Here is a 17,798-nt window from a genome sequence, read left to right on the forward strand (position 1 = left end):
TCACTTCGACCCGGCACGCTCGCCGGATGTCTCACCAGCGATAGTGCGCGAAGGCCCGGTTCGCCTCGGCCATCTTGTGGACGTCCTCGCGTCGCTTGACGGCGGCGCCCAGACCGTTGCTGGCGTCCAGCAGCTCGTTGGCGAGCCGCTCGACCATGGTCTTTTCGCGGCGCTGCTTCGAGAAGCCGACCAGCCAGCGCAGGGCCAGCGTGGTCGAACGCTCGGGACGGACCTCGACGGGCACCTGGTAGGTCGCACCACCGACGCGGCGGCTGCGGACCTCGAGGGCCGGCTTGACGTTGTCGAGTGCACGCTTGAGCGTGATGACCGGGTCGGTGCCGGTCTTGTCGCGAGCCTGCTCGAGCGCTCCATAAACAATGCGCTCAGCCAGCGATTTCTTCCCGTCCAGCAGAACTTTGTTGACCAACTGCGTCACCAGCTGCGACCCGTACACCGGGTCGTTGACCAGCGGCCGCTTCGGCGCGGGGCCTTTGCGCGGCATTAGCTCTTCTCCTTCTTGGCGCCGTAACGGCTGCGGGCCTGCTTACGGGACTTGACACCTTGGGTGTCGAGCGAACCGCGGATGATCTTGTAGCGCACACCGGGCAGGTCCTTCACACGACCGCCACGCACCAGCACCATCGAGTGCTCCTGGAGGTTGTGGCCCTCGCCCGGGATGTAAGCGGTGACCTCGACCCCCGTGGTCAGCTTGACGCGAGCGACCTTGCGAAGCGCCGAGTTCGGCTTCTTCGGAGTCGTGGTGTACACGCGGGTGCACACCCCGCGGCGCTGCGGGCTGCCCTTGAGGGCCGCGGTCTTGACCTTGGCGACCTTGTCGCGGCGACCCTTGCGGACCAGCTGCTGAATGGTTGGCATCTACCGGCTTTCTACTTCTTCGTTTTGCTGCTGTCTGATTCTGATGCTTCTAAAGTCTCTGTAGTGCAGTTATGTCCTTCAGCGGTCCCCCGCATCCGGGTGTGTCGCGCGCGCCCGCCGCAGAATTAATCCGTTGCGTAGTTGGCATGCGAATCGGCCCGGCGTGCGCGTCTTAGGTGAAGCGCCTAAAACCGCCAGGCACGAGGCTCCACAATACCCGCCGCGAGTCGGGCAGGTCAAAGCGGCGACATCGACGTCCGATGGTGCACTTCACCGGGCAACGTCACGGGGCGTCGTGGGCCGCGGATCCGCTGCGCAGCGCTATGCCCGCCGCCAGCCGGAGCACCATGTCGGAGAACACCGAATCGGTGTCGATGTCGTCCATCACGCCCGTCATTTCCAACAACACGAATCCGTGCATCGCCGACCAGAATTCCAGTGCCGCATAGAAAGCTTGCTCGAGGTCGAGTCCGTACGACGTCAACACCGCGATCACCGGCGCCGCGGCAGCACGGGTCGCGGCGGTGTACTCCGGGTCGTCGCCGGCGCCCAGCGGCATCCGGGTGAAGGCCGAGTACCGGCCGGGGTGGTGGTGGGCGTAGCTGCGGTAGGCGCTGGCCATCACCAGCACGGCGTCGTCGCGGAGGCGTCCCTCACCGACCCGGTTGAGCATGGTGATGATGTCGTCGATGACGCGGATCCGCACCGTGCGGCGCAGGTCCTCCAGGCTGTCGACGTGGTTGTACAGCGACGGACCTTTGGTTCCCAGCTGAGTTGCCAGGGCGTTGATGGTCAGGGCGTCCCAGCCTTCGCGATCCAGGAAGGTGAGCGCCGCCGCGACGATGATCTCGCGGCTCAGCCGGGCCCCGCGGGTCCCGGACCTCGCCCCCGCGCCAGACCGACCGGCCGGTGACTCCGGCGCAGCAGCCATGGCGATCACCCCTCGGTTGCGTTCACCGGGTTTGGCTACGGACTGTTGTTCGCGCTTCCCCGGAACGACGAACTCTAGTCTGCCGGTCACTGCAGCACGTACGCTCTTTCCGAGCAGATCGCGCGCCGTGGCGAGAGGAACTTGCGATGAATTGGTCGATCCCCTGCCGGGCTGTAGCGGCCAGCGCAATCGCGATCGCATTCACCTCCCACACCGGCGCCCCGAGCGGGCACGCCAAGAACGGTGACACCCACATCACCGGCATGGGTGTCGAGCAGACCATCGACTGCAACGGCGCGACGCTGTTGGTCGACGGCACCAGGAACACCGTCAACGCGCTCGGAACGTGCCGGGCCGTGACGGTAATGGGCTCGGGCCACACCATCGTTGCGGACAGCGTCATCCACGACATCACCGTCTACGGCTCAGGCGAGTCGGTCTTCTACAAGAACGGCGAGCCGTTCGTCTGGGACCGCGGCCGCGAACTCGGCATGGTCAATCGTGTCAGCCACGTGGAAAGTTAGCCGTATGCGCGCGAACAACTCTCGACGTCTGGCCTGCGGTCTGGCAATCACCGCGGTGGCGGCATTCGGGGTGGCCGGCTGCGGACGGGGCAACAACAACGGCACGGTTCCGTCGAGTGGCGCGCCCAGCTCGTCGACGCCGACACCGTCGACGACCAGCACGGGTGCCCAGTTCGATATCGGGAACACGATCAACTACGGATCACTGGGCACCACAACCACTCTCGATTGCGGTGACGGCAAATCGCTCAACGTGGGCGGGTCGAACAATACGCTGACGGTCAAGGGATCCTGCGGGACGGTCAGCATCGGCGGCGCGGACAACAAGATCACCATCGACAAAATCGACAAGCAGCTCAACGTCGTCGGGTTCAACAACACCATCAGCTATAAAGACGGTGCGCCCAAGGTCGAGAACCTTGGTAGCGGCAACACCATCAACAAGGCCGGTTAGCCATAGCGGCAATGCCTTTCGACATTCTGATCAGCGGCGGCGGTATCGCTGGGCCGAGCCTGGCCTTCTGGCTCACCAGGCACGGCCACGACGTGACGATCATCGAGCAGGCTCCCGAGTTGCGCACCGGCGGGCAGGCCGTCGACTTCCGGGGTCCCGCGCTCACGGTGCTCGACAAGATGGGTCTGCTCGACGAGGTCAAAGCGGCAGCCACCAGCATGGGCCCGCTCGCACTTGTCGACGGCCGGGGTCGAGAAATTGGGCGATTGCCCGCCGAGGTCGTCAGTGGGGAGGTCGAGATTCACTGGGGCACGTTGACCCACATCCTGTATGAAGCCGTCCGCGACGACGTGAATTACCGCTTCGGCGTGCGGATCAGCGCACTCGACGATGACGGACAGCGGGTCGACGTGACCTTCAGCGACGGATCCACCAGCCGCTACGATCTCGTCATCGGGGCCGATGGCCTGCATTCGGGCCTGCGCCGGCTGGTGTTCGGCCCCGAAGATCGGTACGTCGCACAGTTGGGTCAGTGTTTCGGCTTCTTCGACGTGGAAAACCTTGTGGGGCTTGACCATTGCGGTATGGCGTACATCGACGCGGGTCGAACCGTGGCGCTGCAGGGCATCGACCCCGACGGGCCGGCGCGAGCCAGCTTCTTTCTCAGCGACCCGCACCTGGAATTCGACTATCGCGACACCGAGGGCAACAAGCGGCTGTTTGCGCAGCGATACGCGGGGATGGGATGGGAAGTACCGCACCTGATCGCGGGCCTCGCCGCAGCGCCCGAGGTGTATTTCGATTCCATCGCCCAGGTCCATCTGGACTCGTACGCACGGGGACGGGTCTGCCTGACCGGTGATGCCGCCTGGTGCGCGTCACCTCGGTCGGGCATGGGCACCACCCTTGCCATGGTCGGCGCGTACCTGCTGTCGCACGAGTTACGCGCGGCCGGTACTGATTACGCGGCGGCATTCGACCGGTACCAGCGGCTGATGGAGCCTTTCGTCGCGCGATGTCAGAAGAGCGCCATCGACGCGCTGAAAACCGAGAGCTTCGGCTCGGGCCGGCTCGCCCCGCTACGCAACATCGCTCTGCGGATGCTGCGCATTCCCTTGGTCAGCAAGCTGGTTGCCCGGCAGTCGCTGGCGGTCGCGCGGTCGTTCACGCTGCCGGATTACTGAGCCGCCGAGTTACTGAGCTGCGGCGCCGTGGCGACCGGCACCGGCGGCGAACCGCCCGGCGCCTTCGTTCGCTTCGGCGGCCACCCGGGAGATGCTGGCGAATTCGTAGTCCAGCGCCTCGGCTTCGGGCAGCCCCCACTGGTGTAACGCCGACAGTCGATCCGACCTCATGCACTGCTGAGGCAACGCGGCCAGTTCGGCGGCCAGTTGCTCGGCCGCGTCGCGCGCCTGACCTTTGGGCACAACCCGATTGGCCAGCCCGATCGCCAGCGCCTCAGCGGCATCGACCGCGCGGCCGGTGAGGATCATGTCCATCGCCCGGCTCTGCCCAATCAGTCGAGGGAGGCGGATCGTGCCGCCGTCGATCAGCGGTACCCCCCAGCGGCGGCAGAACACCCCGAACACGGCATCCTCTTCGGCGACCCGTAGATCGCACCACAACGCGAGCTCCAATCCCCCGGCGACCGCGTAGCCGCTGACCGCCGCGATCACCGGTTTCGATAGCACCATCCGACTCGGCCCCATCGGGCCGGGACCGGTGCGATGCACGGCGTTGGCATCCGGCGTACCGAATGCCTTCAAATCAGCTCCGGCGCAGAAGGTTCCGTGGTCTCCCCAGAGCACGGCCACCGACGCGGACTCGTCGTGGTCGAATTCCTCGAACGCCTTGAACAATGCTGCTGCGGTAGGCCCGTTGACCGCGTTGCGCGCCTCAGGCCGGTCGAGAATCACGGTGGTCACCGGGCCCTGGCGTTCTACGCGTACCGGATCGTTCAAGTCGCCTCCACTAATCGGATGTCGTCGCGCCGCTCGAGCAGCTCGGCGGCGAAGTCGTTGTAGGTCGCGCGCAACCGCATGCCCGGCCACTGCGCGGGCAGCAACTCCCCAGGCAGCACTGGATCGGTGAGCAGGTGACGCACCATCGCGGCGGCCGTGACGAATCGTCCTGGCACGTCGGCTGCGCCGGCCATGTCGGCAAGCAGCCGTTCTCCGGTGCGCGCCCATGACGGCAGGTCCCACAGTTGGCCGGCCAGCTCGGCGGGCTCGTCATCGCGGGCGTGCACGATCCGCACCCGGGACCGGACGTCGGAGTCCAGGTCACGCTCGAGATTGTCCGGCCGCATCCACACTCCTTCGCGTAACTCGCCGAACCGCTTGTGGTGCAACGTGGTTCGTAATGCCGCCCGGGTCCGGGCGTCGGTGCCGACGCTGGTGACGACCAGCGTGGTCCAAGTTCCGTGCCAGGGCAGCAGTTTTGGCCGCATGGCATCGTCCTGCCGGCGCTGACGAGCCAGCAGGCGATCGGAGAGTCGGTAGCCGTCGGCGGAGCGCACCAGATCGCCGGCGCTGACCATTCGGGTCAAGGCAACCCGCAGCGTGGCCTCTTTGATGTCGAAGTCGTCAGTGAGCCGGATCAAATCGGCGGCGCTCGCCCAGGCCGGATGGGCACCGAGCATCACGCTCAGCACCACCGACCGAGCGGTCATGCGGGCCAGCGACTTTGGCATGAGGTCAGACCTGCGAAGCTCGCCGGCCGTAATCGCCGAACGGCTCGTCACGATGTTTGACCGCATCGCGGAAGCCATGCTCGACTGCGTCCGCGACGAATGCATGCCCTTCGGGGGTGTGCCGCGCAACCCCGTCGAACACCGTGCTGACCATCCTGCTGGTGGCCACACCCTGTTGCAGCAGAGCGGAATTGAGGGCGAGCTTGACCATGATCAGTTGGTTGACCGGGACGGCGGCGATCCGCTCCACCAGACGCTCGGTACGCTCGTCGAGGTCCTTCGGATCCGGCGCCTCGACCGCCAGACCCCACTCGGCCGCCTGCGCGCCGGTGATGCAATCGCCGGTCAGCAGAAGGCGTTTGGCGCGCTGGTCGCCCAACCGGTGCGCCCACATGCCGGCCGCCGGTACGCCCCAGACGCGGGTCGGCGGGTAGCCGATCTTGGCGTCGGCCGCGGCGATCACCTGATCGGCATGTAGCGCGATGTCGGTGCCACCGGCCACGCAGTAGCCGTGGATCTTGACCACCGTCGGCTTGTCTGCGTAGAGCAGGCTGGAGAACCCGCGGACGAAGCGACTCATCATCTGGTAGTCGATCATCGGATCCCACGGCTGATTCGGTAAGTGGTTGACCGCCTGGGTCTTACCGTCCAGCGAGGTGCCGTGATACGCGCCGGTGCCACCGGCCGAACCGGTGCGATCGGCATAAGCGCTGAGATCGAAACCCGCGCAGAAGCCTTCGCCGCGACCCGAGATCAGGATGACGTGCACTGCCGGATCAAGGTCGGCACGCTCCACCAGGGCCGAGAGCTCCAGCGGGGTATCGGCGATGATCGCGTTGCCCTTGTCGGGCCGATTGAAGGTGATTCGCGCAACCCGATCGGTGACCTCGTAGGTCATCGTCTTCAAATTGTCGAAGTCGACCGGCCTTATGGCGTGTGTCATCCCTTTACTAGAGCACGCTCGATGATCGGCGCGAGATCCAACCCGGCGGGCAGGGTTCCGAATGCCCCGCCCCACTGGCCTTCCAGTCGGGTGGCCAGGAACGCCTCCGCGACGGCCGGATGGCCGTGCCGGACCAGCAGCGAACCCTGCAGGGCTAGGCAGATGTCCTCGGCGACCTTGCGGGCCCGGTACTGAATCGTCTCCAGGTCGGCCAGCTGCGGGCGCAGTTGCTCGACATGGCGATCCAACCGGACGTCCTGCCCGGTGCTCTTGCCGAGCTCGTCGAACAGCACCTCGACGCACTCCGGACGAGTTGCCATGGCGCGCAACGTGTCCAGTGCGCTCACATTGCCGGAGCCTTCCCAGATACCCATCAACGGGGCCTCACGGTAGAGCCGCGGCATGCCGGACTCCTCGACATAGCCGTTGCCGCCCAGGCATTCCATCGCCTCGGCGGCGTGCGGTGTGGCGCGCTTGCACACCCAGTACTTGCTGGCGGCCAGGCCGATCCGACGCAGCAGGGTCTCGGTTTCGTCGCCGCGCACTGCGCTGTCGGTGGCGCCGGCCATCCGCATCGCGACCATCGTGGCGGCCTCAGCCTCGACGGCCAGGTCGGCCAGCACGTTGCGCATCAGCGGCTGATCGATCAGGTACTCGCCAAATGCTTTGCGGTGCTGGGCGTGGTGGACGGCCTGGGTGAGTCCGGTGCGCATGCTGGTGGCGCTGCCCAGCGTGCAGTCCAGCCGGGTGAGGTTGACCATCTCGATAATGGTCGGAACACCACGACCCTCCTCGCCGACCAGCCATGCGGTGGCGCCGTCGTACTCGACCTCACTGGAGGCGTTGGCGTTGTTGCCGAGCTTGTCCTTGAGCCGCTGCAGCCGCATCCGGTTGAGGCTGCCGTCGGGCAGCACGCGAGGCAGGAAGAAACAGGACAGTCCACCCGGCGCTTGAGCCAGCACCAGGAAGACATCGCACATCGGTGCCGAGGTGAACCACTTGTGACCGGTCAGCCGGTAGGTGCCGTCGCCATTGGGAGCGGCCTCGGTGTTGCCGGCGCGGACGTCGGAGCCGCCCTGCTTTTCCGTCATCGACATGCCGGCGGTAATCCCGAGTTTGGTTGTCGCAAGCTTCAATTCGGGGTCGTAAACGCGGCTGGTCAGCAGCGGCTCGTAGATGTCGGACAGCTCGGCGTTGAACCGCAGCGCCGGGACGACCGCATAGGTCATCGAAATCGGGCACACGTGGCCGGGCTCGGCGGTCCATACGCTGGTCTTGGCTGCGCGCACCACGTGCGCGCCCGGCCGGTCGTCCGCCCACGGCGCGGCGTGCATTCCGTGTTCGATCGCCACGCTCATCAGCTCGTGATAGGCGGGGTCGAACTCGACCTCGTCGATCCGGTTGCCGTACCGGTCGTGAGTGCGCAGGATCGGGCGGTTGCGCTGGGCAAGCTCACCCCAGCGCTGTGTCTGCCGCGCGCCGGAGATCGCGCCGACCGCGGTCACCTCGTCGAGACCCCATTGGCCGCCCTCGCGAATCAGCGCCTCGATGAGAACCGGCGACGAGGCCGGGTTGTGCTCCTCCAAGGGCGGCACCTGGTTACTGACGACATGGGTATCTGGCATGCCACCAATGTTACATTTTTTCTACAACCGCACAAGAGGTGTAATGCTCAGCGGTGATGGCCGGCGAAGAACTCCCACAGCTTGGCGGTGGCGAAGTCGGGCCAGTGGTGTCCGCCGTCGGCGACGGTGACCAGCGCCACGCCCCGCCCGTCGGCGCATCCTGCGGTCGAGGTGGTGACCTGGCCGTCGGTCGTCTCGGTGGGCGTTTGGCATTGATCGATCTTGCGCCACAACGCATTCAGCTCCGGCACCGGCGGGCCGTTGATGCGAGCGAAACCGTGGCCCGGCCCGCCACCGTAGGGAACCATCGGGTCGGCTGTGCCGTGAACCGCCATCACCGACACCGGACGCGGCGACCTGCACGGGTCCAGTTGGGTGCCGGCCACCGGGCCGATCGCGGCGAACAGCGTGGTGTCGCACGCCAAGGTGTAGGACAAGATGGCGCCGTTGCTCATGCCGGTCGCGTACACGCGAGAGGTGTCGATGCCGATGTTCTTGGCGACGTTTGCGACGACGGCGCTGATGAAGCCGACGTCGTTGATGTTTTCCTCGGCAGGCCGGCCGCAGCAGCCGCCGCCGTTGACGTTCCAGGCCCGCTTCACACCGTCGGGATAGACCGCGACGAATTTCGCCGAGTCAGCCAATTGATCCCAACCGTAAGATCTTTCGGCTTGCTCGGCGCTGCCGAACCCGCCGTGCAACACCACGACCAGGCTGGCCGATGCCGGCAGTCCGGAGGGCTTGTGCAGTCGATAGACCCGGTCGCGCCCGCCCACGCCGATAGTGTGGATGCTCGTACCGTCGACAAATCCCGACGGCGGCTTCGGATGCAGGACCGCGCATCCGGCGAGAACCAGCACGACGCTCAGCAGCATCGCAATTCGATGACGCATCTCAGGCGCTCGTCTTCTCCCGCAGGAAAGCGATGTCGTCTTTGCGGCCCTCTTCGGCCGTCTCGCAGATCACCGGCGCGTCGGCGGCCTTGACGACGGCCACCAGCAACTCGGGATCGATCTGCCCGGTACCGAAATTGGCATGCCGGTCGCGGCCGGAGCCCGCGGAGTCCTTCGAGTCGTTGCAGTGCACCAGGTCGATGCGCCCGGTGATGCCCGTGATCCGGTCCACCGCGTCGACGAGCGCTTCTCCTGCGGCCCAGGCGTGGCAGGTGTCGAGGCAGAAACCGACACCGGCGTCGCCGATGTGGTCCCACAACCGGGCGATAATGTCGAAGTGGCGGGCCATCGCATGGTCGCCGCCGGCGGTGTTCTCCAGGTAGACAGGGACTTTCGTCTCCAACTGGTCGAGCGCCTTGCGCCAGCGCTTGAAACCCTCGTCGAGATCCTCGTCGTCGGTGACGTGCCCGCCGTGCACGATGATCGCGGCTGCACCGATGTCGGCCGCGGCGTCGCAGGTCTGCTGCAGGATCTTGCGCGACGGGATCCGCACCCGGTTGTTCGCCGAGGCGACGTTGATCAGATACGGCGCGTGCACGTAGATCGGCAGGGCCGCGGCCTTGAGCTCCGCGGCGTCGTCGCGCGGCTTGGGGGCCTTCCAGCTCTGCGGGTTGCCGAGGAAGATCTGGACGACGTCGGCGTTCTCGGCCGCGGCGGTGGCCAGCGGATCTTGCGGACTGATGTGTGAACCGATGAGCACGTCGGCCAGTCTAGTGAGCCGGCCGGACGGCGACGAGCGCCCGGTCAGCCGGGCGCTCGTCGCCCGGCGTGCGGCTGGCCGGGCGCTCGGCGCACCCGGGCGGCCCGAGGCACGAAAAAGCCCCGGGAAGCCCGGGGCTTTTTCGTTGTGCGCCGATAGCGGGGACTATCGAAGTCTTGTCCGACTCCTCAGCGGCTCGTACCGAGCCGCATCGTCGTCGAACTACCGGTAGTCAGAGTATCCGTAATCGTCCAGCGGAACCGCAGCTCCAGTCGCCTGACCGAAGTCCGGGCTGTAGTACTGATCCTCGTAGGACGGGATCGTGTACGCCGCAGCGCGGGCTTCCTCGGTCGGCTGCACCTGGATGTTGCGGTACCGGTTGATGCCGGTACCGGCCGGGATCAGCTTTCCGATGATCACGTTCTCCTTCAGACCCTGCAGCTTGTCGCTGCGGCAGTTGATCGCCGCATCGGTCAGCACACGCGTGGTCTCCTGGAACGACGCCGCCGACAGCCACGAGTCGGTGGCCAGCGACGCCTTCGTGATGCCCATCAGCACCGGACGTCCGGCCGCGGGCTCGGTGCCCTCGGCCACCACGCGGCGGTTCGACGCCTCGAACTCGGCACGGTCGATCAGCGAACCGGGCAGGAACTCCGTCGAACCCGAGTCGATGATCGTCACCCGGCGCAGCATCTGCCGGACGATCACCTCGATGTGCTTGTCGTGGATCGACACACCCTGTGCGCGATAGACCTCCTGGACCTCTTTGGTCAGGTGGATCTGCACCTCGCGGGGGCCCTGCACGCGCAGCACCTCATGCGGGTCGGCGGAGCCTTCCATCAGCTGCTGACCCACCTCGACGTGGTCGCCGTCGGTGAGCAGCCGCTCGGAACCGTCCTCGTGCTTGAAGACGCGCAGCCGCTGACGCTTCGAGAGCTTGTCGTAGACAACCTCTTCGCCACCGTCGTCCGGGACGATGGTGATCTTGTAGAAGCGCTCGCCGTCCTCCAGGCGCACCCGTCCGGTGACATCGGCGATCGGTGCCTTACCGCGCGGCACGCGGGCCTCGAACAGCTCCTGCACACGGGGCAGACCGCCGGTGATGTCCTCACCGACACCACCCTGGTGGAAGGTACGCATGGTCAGCTGCGTGCCGGGCTCACCAATCGACTGCGCCGCAACGATACCCACGGCCTCACCGATATCGACCAGCTTGCCGGTGGCCATCGAACGGCCGTAGCACGTCGCACACACGCCGGTGCCGGTGGTGCAGGTCAGCACGGAGCGGACCTTCACCTGCGTGATGCCGGCCGCCAGCAGCGCCTCGATCTGCGGGTCACCCAGGTCCTCACCGCGGGCGGCCACGACGTTGCCCGCCTCGTCGACCGCGTCGGTACCCAAAGTCCGTGCGTAGGCCGAGGTTTCGATGTGCGGGTCGCGGATCAGCGTCCCGTCGGGCTGACGCTCGGCCAGCTCGACCATGATGCCACGCTCGGTACCACAGTCGGTCTCGCGAACGATGACGTCCTGGCTCACGTCGACCAGACGACGGGTCAGGTAACCCGAGTCGGCGGTACGCAATGCGGTGTCCGCCAGACCCTTCCGCGCGCCGTGGGTGTTGATGAAGTACTCCAACACCGTCAGGCCTTCGCGGAACGACGACTTGATCGGGCGCGGGATGAACTCACCCTTGGGGTTGGTCACCAGACCCTTCATGCCGGCCAGCGTTCGCGTCTGGGTGAAGTTACCCGTGGCCCCCGATTCGACGATCGTGATGATCGGGTTGTCGGCCGGGTAGTGATCACGAAGAGCCTCACCGACCTCGTCGGTGGCTTCCTTCCAGATCTCCACCAAGGCCTCGTTGCGCTCGTCCTTGTTCAAAGCACCACGCTGGAACTGCTTTTCGACCTTGTCGGCGCGCCCTTCGTAGGCGTCCAGGATCTCGGCCTTGTTCGGCGGCACCAGCACGTCGGCCATCGACACGGTGACACCCGAACGCGTGGCCCAGTGGAAGCCGGCGTCCTTGAGCTTGTCGACGGTCTGCGCGACCACGATCATCGGGTAGCGCTCGGCCAGATCGTTGATGATCGCAGCCTGCACCTTCTTGTGCATCTGCTTGTCGACGAACGGGTACCCGACCGGCAACAGCTCGTTGAAGATCACCCGGCCCAGCGTCGTCTCGGCAATCCAGGCATCGCCTGGCTGCCAACCGTTTTGACCGAACCGTTCGGCCTCGATCTCGACCGGCGGACGCAACTGGGTCAGCCGGACCTTTATCTTGGCGCGCACGCTCAGAGCGCCGCGGTCCAACGCCATGATGGCTTCGGACGGTGAGGAGTACACCCCAGACTCCGGCTGATCCTTGGCGGCAGGCGTGTACTCGCCTGTGTCACCGGCGATCTCGGTGGTCAGGAAGTACAACCCGGTCACCATGTCCAGTCGCGGCATGGCCAGCGGGCGACCCGAGGCCGGCGACAGGATGTTGTTCGACGACAGCATCAGGATGCGGGCCTCGGCCTGCGCCTCGGCACTCAGCGGCAAGTGCACGGCCATCTGGTCACCGTCGAAGTCGGCGTTGAACGCCTCACACACCAACGGGTGCAGCTGAATAGCCTTGCCCTCCACCAGCTGTGGCTCGAAAGCCTGGATACCCAACCGGTGCAGAGTCGGTGCACGGTTCAGCAGCACCGGGTGCTCGGCGATGACCTCTTCGAGGACATCCCACACCTGCGGACGCTGACGCTCGACCATGCGCTTAGCGCTCTTGATGTTCTGCGCGTGGTTGAGGTCGACCAGTCGCTTCATCACGAACGGCTTGAACAGCTCGAGAGCCATCAGCTTGGGCAGACCACACTGGTGCAGCTTGAGCTGCGGGCCGACCACGATGACCGAACGGCCCGAGTAGTCGACACGCTTACCGAGCAGGTTCTGACGGAACCGACCCTGCTTACCCTTGAGCAGATCCGACAGCGACTTGAGCGGGCGGTTGCCCGGCCCGGTAACCGGACGGCCGCGGCGGCCGTTGTCGAACAGTGCGTCGACCGACTCCTGCAGCATCCGCTTTTCGTTGTTGACGATGATCTCGGGCGCGCCGAGGTCGATCAGCCTCTTGAGGCGGTTGTTGCGGTTGATCACGCGGCGGTACAGGTCGTTGAGGTCGGAGGTCGCGAAACGGCCACCGTCGAGCTGAACCATCGGACGCAGCTCCGGCGGGATCACCGGAACGGCGTTGAGCACCATGCCCATCGGCGAGTTGCGGTTCGTTGCGAAAGCAGCAACGACCTTCAGCCGCTTGAGCGCGCGAAGCTTTTTCTGCCCTTTACCGTTCTTGATGACGTCGCGCAGGATCTCGGCTTCGGCGTCGATGTCGAAGGTCTCGATCAGCTTCTGGATCGACTCGGCACCCATGGCGCCGTTGAAATACTCGCCGTAGCGGTCGATGAGCTCGCGGTACAGGTTCTCGTCGACGATCAGCTGCTTGGGAGCCAGCTTGGTGAAGGTGGTCCAGATTTCCTCCAGCCGGTCCAGCTCGCGCTGGGTCCGGTCACGGAGCTGACGCATCTCACGCTCGCCACCGTCGCGAACCTTGCGCCGCGCATCGGCTTTGGCGCCCTCGGCCTCCAACTCGGCCAGGTCGGCTTCCAGCTTCTGTGCACGCGCTTCGAGGTCGGCATCGCGCTGGTCCTCGATCGCCTTGCGCTCGACGACCATCTCGGCTTCGAGCGTCGACAGCTCGTTGTGCCGCATCTCGGTGTCGACCGCGGTGATCACGTACGCGGCGAAGTAGATGATCTTCTCGAGATCCTTCGGCGCCAGGTCGAGCAGGTAGCCCAACCGCGACGGCACACCCTTGAAGTACCAGATGTGCGTGACCGGTGCGGCCAACTCGATGTGGCCCATCCGCTCACGACGCACTTTGGCGCGAGTCACCTCGACGCCACAGCGCTCACAGATGATGCCCTTGAAGCGGACGCGCTTGTACTTGCCGCAGTAGCACTCCCAGTCGCGAGTCGGTCCGAAGATTTTCTCGCAGAACAGGCCGTCCTTCTCCGGCTTCAAGGTGCGGTAGTTGATCGTCTCCGGCTTCTTGACTTCGCCGAAGGACCAGTTACGGATGTCCTCCGCCGTGGCCAGGCCAATACGGAGTTCATCGAAGAAGTTGACGTCTAACACGTAACTCCCTTTCCCCTTGCGGGACTAGAAAACAATTTAAGCAAGATCTTCCACAGAGGCAGATTCGTTGCGAGACAAGTTGATTCCCAGGTTCGCGGCAGCGCGCTCCAGGTCCTCGTCGTCGCCGTCGCGCATCTCGATCGCCGCACCATCGCTGGAGAGCACCTCGACGTTGAGGCACAGCGACTGCAGCTCTTTGAGCAGCACCTTGAACGACTCGGGAATACCCGGCTCGGGGATGTTCTCGCCCTTGACGATCGCCTCGTACACCTTGACCCGGCCGACAGTGTCGTCCGACTTGATGGTCAACAGCTCCTGCAGCGTGTACGCGGCACCGTAGGCCTGCATGGCCCAGCACTCCATCTCACCGAATCGCTGACCACCGAACTGCGCCTTACCACCCAACGGCTGCTGGGTGATCATCGAGTACGGGCCGGTGGAGCGAGCGTGAATCTTGTCGTCCACCAAGTGGTGCAGCTTCATGATGTACATGTAGCCGACGGTGATCGGGTACGGGAACGGCTCACCACTACGACCGTCGAACAGGACAGCCTTGCCGTCGTGGTTGACCAGCACGTCGCCGTCGCGGTTGGGCAGCGTCGAGGCCAGCAGGCCCGTCAGCTCCTCTTCCTTGGCGCCGTCGAAAACTGGCGTCGCGACGATCGCGTCCGGCTCGGAGGAGAGCAGGTCCTCCGGCAGGTTCGCCGCCCACTCGGGAGCACCTTCGATGCTCCAGCCGGCCTTGGCCACCCACCCGAGGTGGGTTTCCAGGATCTGGCCGATGTTCATCCGTCGCGGCACACCGTGCGTGTTCAGGATGATGTCGACTGGAGTTCCGTCCGGAAGGAACGGCATGTCCTCGGCGGGCAGGATCTTGCCGATGACGCCCTTGTTGCCGTGGCGTCCGGCCAGCTTGTCACCGTCGGAGATCTTGCGCTTCTGGGCGACGTAGACACGGACCAGCTCGTTGACACCGGCCGGCAGCTCGTCGTCGTCCTCGCGCGAGAACACCCGAATACCGATCACCTTGCCGGACTCACCGTGCGGCACCTTCAGCGACGTGTCGCGGACCTCGCGCGCCTTCTCACCGAAAATCGCGCGAAGCAGCCGCTCCTCCGGGGTCAGCTCGGTCTCACCCTTCGGGGTGACCTTGCCGACCAGGATGTCGCCGTCGCGGACCTCGGCGCCGATGCGGACAATGCCGCGCTCGTCGAGGTCAGCCAGCACCTCGTCGGAGACGTTCGGGATGTCCCGCGTGATCTCCTCGGCGCCCAGCTTGGTGTCGCGGGCGTCGATCTCGTGCTCCTCGATGTGAATCGAGGTGAGCACGTCCTCCTCAACCAGGCGGTTGGACAGGATGATCGCGTCCTCGTAGTTGTGGCCCTCCCACGGCATGATCGCAACCAGCAGGTTCTTGCCGAGCGCCATCTCACCGTTGTCGGTACACGGCCCGTCGGCGATGACCTGGCCGGACTCGACCCGCTCACCGGAGTCCACAATCGGACGCTGGTTGGCGCAGGTGCCGTGGTTGGACCGGGCGAACTTGCGCATCCGGTAGGTGTGCCGGGTGCCGTCGTCGGCCATCACGGTGATGTAGTCGGCGGACACCTCCTCGATCACACCGGCCTTGTCGGCGACGACGACATCGCCGGCGTCGATCGCGGCGCGCAGCTCCATGCCGGTACCCACCAGCGGTGCCTCACTACGCACCAGCGGAACCGCCTGGCGCTGCATGTTGGCACCCATCAGGGCGCGGTTGGCGTCGTCGTGCTCGAGGAACGGAATCATCGCGGTGGCCACCGAGACCATCTGCCGCGGCGAGACGTCCATGTAGTCGACCTCGGCTGAGGACACGTACTCGACCTCGCCGCCCTTGCGTCGAACCAGCACGCGGTCCTCGAGGAACTGGCCGCCCTCGTCGATCGGCGAGTTGGCCTGGGCGACGACGTGACGGTCTTCCTCGTCGGCGGTCAGGTACTGGATCTCGTCGGAGACCACACCGTCGTTCACCTTGCGATATGGCGTCTCGATGAAACCGAACGGGTTGACCCGCGCGTACACCGACAGCGAGCCGATCAGACCGATGTTCGGGCCCTCCGGCGTCTCGATCGGACACATCCGGCCGTAGTGGCTGGGGTGCACGTCACGAACTTCAAGACCGGCGCGCTCACGAGACAGACCACCCGGGCCCAGCGCCGACAGGCGGCGCTTGTGGGTCAGACCCGACAGCGGGTTGTTCTGGTCCATGAATTGCGAGAGCTGGCTGGTGCCGAAGAACTCCTTGATCGCGGCGACCACCGGTCGGATGTTGATCAGGGTCTGCGGCGTGATCGCCTCGACGTCCTGAGTCGTCATCCGCTCGCGGACCACACGCTCCATCCGGGACATACCGACCCGGATCTGGTTCTGGATCAGCTCGCCGACCGTGCGCAGACGACGGTTACCGAAGTGGTCGATGTCGTCGGTCTCCACGGGCACCTCGACGCCGCCGGGGACGGTCATAAACGCGGTCTGGCCAGTCTGAGCGGCTTCGTGCAGGCGCACTAAATACTCGACGGTCGCGACGACGTCTTCCTCGGTCAGCGTGGTCGCGGACTTCTCGGCCGGTGTGGCGCTCAGGCCCAGCTTCTTGTTGATCTTATAGCGACCAACGCGGGCCAGGTCGTAGCGCTTCTCCTTGAAGAACAGGTTCTCCAGCAGGGTCTGCGCGGACTCCTTGGTCGGCGGCTCGCCCGGACGCAGCCGGCGGTAGATCTCCAGCAGCGCCTCGTCGGGACCAGAGGTGGGGTCGCGCTCGAGGGTCTGCATCATGATCTCGGAGAAGCCGAAGCGCTCGCGGATCTGCTCGTTGCTCCAACCCAGAGCCTTGAGCAGCACGGTGACGGCCTGGCGGCGCTTGCGGTCGATGCGGACACCGACGGTGTCGCGCTTGTCGATGTCGAACTCCAGCCACGCACCGCGGCTCGGGATCACCTTGACGCTGTGCAGCACCTTCTCGGTGGACTTGTCGATGGTGTCGTCGAAGTACACGCCGGGCGAGCGGACCAGCTGGCTGACCACCACCCGCTCGGTGCCGTTGATGATGAACGTGCCCTTCTCGGTCATCATCGGGAAGTCACCCATGAACACCGTCTGGCTCTTGATCTCGCCGGTGTTGTTGTTGATGAACTCCGCGGTGACGAACAGCGGGGCCGCGTACGTCATGTCCTTGTCTTTGCATTCATCGACGGGGGCCTTGACCTCGTCGAATCGTGGGTCGGAGAAGGACAGCGACATCGAGCCCGAGAAATCCTCGATCGGCGAGAGCTCGTAGAGGACCTCTTCGAGGCCACCGGTCGGGTTCTCGTCGCCACGTCCCGCGGCAATTTCGCGCCAGCGGGGAGCACCGATCAACCACTCGAAAGAGTCCGTCTGCACGTCGAGCAAGCCCGGAACCTCGAGCGGTTCACGCAGCTTGGCGAACGAAACGCGATCAGGAGCCCCGGGTACGGAACTGTTGAGAGATGTGGAACCTGAAGAATTGAGTGGGGTTTTCTTGCTCTGGCGGGAGACTGCCAAGATGCATTCCTTCCAGCACCTCACGCGACTATAGATTCCGGAGGCCACCGGAGCCGTTCGCCGCTATGACTTTGTCGGGTCGGCTGGCGAACGATCTGTCCGTAACTCACGCACAGAGCTAATTCGCTGTATCAGCGGTAGCTCAAGCTAGGACCACGGGTTAGGTGGCGATGTGAGGTGGGCAGGAGGCAGCCAGCGCAACGTCCAACGATAGCGCAGGACGGCGCATTCCTCAACTACCCTGCTCGGGCCTCGTTTATCCTGCCCGGGAAGGCGGCGCTGGCTGGCGATTCGATTTCCCGTGCAGACATTCTGCCCAACAGAGTGACCCCTTCGGCGGTTTCCGTCAAGAGGTGACGCACCTTGTTT

14 protein-coding genes are annotated in these 17,798 nt (G+C 65.3%); 3 read left to right on the forward strand and 11 right to left on the reverse strand.

Going from position 1 to position 17,798, the window contains the following annotated elements:
* Positions 1 to 31: 31 nt before the first annotated feature.
* The 3 genes from rpsG to ACQY5A_RS21335 all read right to left on the reverse strand — a co-directional run bounded on the left by rpsG (position 32) and on the right by ACQY5A_RS21335 (position 1,807).
* On the reverse strand, positions 32 to 502 hold the full coding sequence (gene rpsG, locus ACQY5A_RS21325; RefSeq protein WP_428342288.1) for a 30S ribosomal protein S7: 471 nt from the start codon (positions 500 to 502) through the stop codon (positions 32 to 34).
* Positions 502 to 876 (reverse strand): 30S ribosomal protein S12, encoded by a 375-nt coding sequence (gene rpsL / locus ACQY5A_RS21330; protein WP_285187242.1) that lies wholly within the window; start codon positions 874 to 876, stop codon positions 502 to 504. The genes rpsG and rpsL overlap by 1 nt, the downstream gene beginning before the upstream one ends.
* Before the next feature lie 283 nt (positions 877 to 1,159).
* Positions 1,160 to 1,807 carry a TetR/AcrR family transcriptional regulator gene (locus ACQY5A_RS21335; RefSeq protein WP_428343274.1) on the reverse strand — a complete coding sequence of 216 codons (648 nt, stop codon included), beginning with the start codon at positions 1,805 to 1,807 and terminating at the stop codon, positions 1,160 to 1,162.
* Between the two features lie 146 nt (positions 1,808 to 1,953).
* Here ACQY5A_RS21335 and ACQY5A_RS21340 point away from each other — a divergent pair, with 146 nt between their 5' ends.
* From ACQY5A_RS21340 to ACQY5A_RS21350, 3 genes are read left to right on the forward strand one after another with little or no spacing between them, the layout of a single operon-like run.
* Positions 1,954 to 2,331, forward strand: a complete 378-nt coding sequence (locus ACQY5A_RS21340) for a DUF3060 domain-containing protein (RefSeq protein WP_428342289.1) — start codon at positions 1,954 to 1,956, stop codon at positions 2,329 to 2,331.
* Between the two features lie 4 nt (positions 2,332 to 2,335).
* A complete protein-coding gene (locus ACQY5A_RS21345; RefSeq protein WP_428342290.1) occupies positions 2,336 to 2,785 on the forward strand; it encodes a DUF3060 domain-containing protein in 450 nt (149 codons plus the stop codon).
* An 11-nt stretch (positions 2,786 to 2,796) separates the two neighbouring features.
* A complete protein-coding gene (locus ACQY5A_RS21350) occupies positions 2,797 to 3,969 on the forward strand; it encodes an FAD-dependent monooxygenase (protein WP_428342291.1) in 1,173 nt (390 codons plus the stop codon).
* 9 nt (positions 3,970 to 3,978) lie between these two features.
* On the opposite strand, the gene ACQY5A_RS21355 is transcribed toward ACQY5A_RS21350, so the two are convergent.
* The 8 genes from ACQY5A_RS21355 to ACQY5A_RS21390 form a co-directional block, all read right to left on the reverse strand.
* Entirely contained in the window at positions 3,979 to 4,746 is a 768-nt protein-coding gene (locus tag ACQY5A_RS21355; RefSeq protein WP_428342292.1) for a crotonase/enoyl-CoA hydratase family protein, read from the reverse strand.
* Positions 4,743 to 5,465 (reverse strand): PaaX family transcriptional regulator C-terminal domain-containing protein, encoded by a 723-nt coding sequence (locus ACQY5A_RS21360; protein WP_428343275.1) that lies wholly within the window; start codon positions 5,463 to 5,465, stop codon positions 4,743 to 4,745. Before ACQY5A_RS21360 ends, ACQY5A_RS21355 begins: the two co-directional genes overlap by 4 nt.
* Before the next feature lie 16 nt (positions 5,466 to 5,481).
* A complete protein-coding gene (locus tag ACQY5A_RS21365) occupies positions 5,482 to 6,420 on the reverse strand; it encodes a crotonase/enoyl-CoA hydratase family protein (protein WP_428342293.1) in 939 nt (312 codons plus the stop codon).
* Positions 6,417 to 8,045, reverse strand: coding sequence for an acyl-CoA dehydrogenase family protein (locus tag ACQY5A_RS21370; RefSeq protein ID WP_428342294.1), 1,629 nt, complete (start codon positions 8,043 to 8,045; stop codon positions 6,417 to 6,419). The genes ACQY5A_RS21365 and ACQY5A_RS21370 overlap by 4 nt, the downstream gene beginning before the upstream one ends.
* A gap of 47 nt (positions 8,046 to 8,092) precedes the next feature.
* Positions 8,093 to 8,938 carry an alpha/beta hydrolase family esterase gene (locus ACQY5A_RS21375; protein ID WP_428342295.1) on the reverse strand — a complete coding sequence of 282 codons (846 nt, stop codon included), beginning with the start codon at positions 8,936 to 8,938 and terminating at the stop codon, positions 8,093 to 8,095.
* 1 nt (position 8,939) lies between these two features.
* On the reverse strand, positions 8,940 to 9,698 hold the full coding sequence (locus tag ACQY5A_RS21380) for a deoxyribonuclease IV (RefSeq protein ID WP_428342296.1): 759 nt from the start codon (positions 9,696 to 9,698) through the stop codon (positions 8,940 to 8,942).
* 222 nt (positions 9,699 to 9,920) lie between these two features.
* Entirely contained in the window at positions 9,921 to 13,871 is a 3,951-nt protein-coding gene (locus ACQY5A_RS21385; protein WP_428342297.1) for a DNA-directed RNA polymerase subunit beta', read from the reverse strand.
* Positions 13,872 to 13,907: 36 nt separating this feature from the next.
* The gene (locus tag ACQY5A_RS21390; protein WP_428342298.1) at positions 13,908 to 17,429 is read right to left on the reverse strand and encodes a DNA-directed RNA polymerase subunit beta; all 3,522 of its coding nucleotides are present in this window, start codon (positions 17,427 to 17,429) and stop codon (positions 13,908 to 13,910) included.
* Positions 17,430 to 17,798: the final 369 nt, after the last annotated feature.

It is taken from the genome of Mycobacterium sp. (assembly GCF_965277065.1).
In the GTDB taxonomy this organism is placed as follows: domain Bacteria; phylum Actinomycetota; class Actinomycetes; order Mycobacteriales; family Mycobacteriaceae; genus Mycobacterium.

Coding starts and splice junctions, on each gene's coding strand:
- rpsG (WP_428342288.1), bottom strand. CDS start 502: ATGCCGCGCAAAGGCCCCGCGCCGAAGCGGCCGCTGGTCAACGACCCG.
- rpsL (WP_285187242.1), bottom strand. CDS start 876: ATGCCAACCATTCAGCAGCTGGTCCGCAAGGGTCGCCGCGACAAGGTC.
- ACQY5A_RS21335 (WP_428343274.1), bottom strand. CDS start 1,807: ATGGCTGCTGCGCCGGAGTCACCGGCCGGTCGGTCTGGCGCGGGGGCG.
- ACQY5A_RS21340 (WP_428342289.1), top strand. CDS start 1,954: ATGAATTGGTCGATCCCCTGCCGGGCTGTAGCGGCCAGCGCAATCGCG.
- ACQY5A_RS21345 (WP_428342290.1), top strand. CDS start 2,336: ATGCGCGCGAACAACTCTCGACGTCTGGCCTGCGGTCTGGCAATCACC.
- ACQY5A_RS21350 (WP_428342291.1), top strand. CDS start 2,797: ATGCCTTTCGACATTCTGATCAGCGGCGGCGGTATCGCTGGGCCGAGC.
- ACQY5A_RS21365 (WP_428342293.1), bottom strand. CDS start 6,420: ATGACACACGCCATAAGGCCGGTCGACTTCGACAATTTGAAGACGATG.
- ACQY5A_RS21370 (WP_428342294.1), bottom strand. CDS start 8,045: ATGCCAGATACCCATGTCGTCAGTAACCAGGTGCCGCCCTTGGAGGAG.
- ACQY5A_RS21375 (WP_428342295.1), bottom strand. CDS start 8,938: ATGCGTCATCGAATTGCGATGCTGCTGAGCGTCGTGCTGGTTCTCGCC.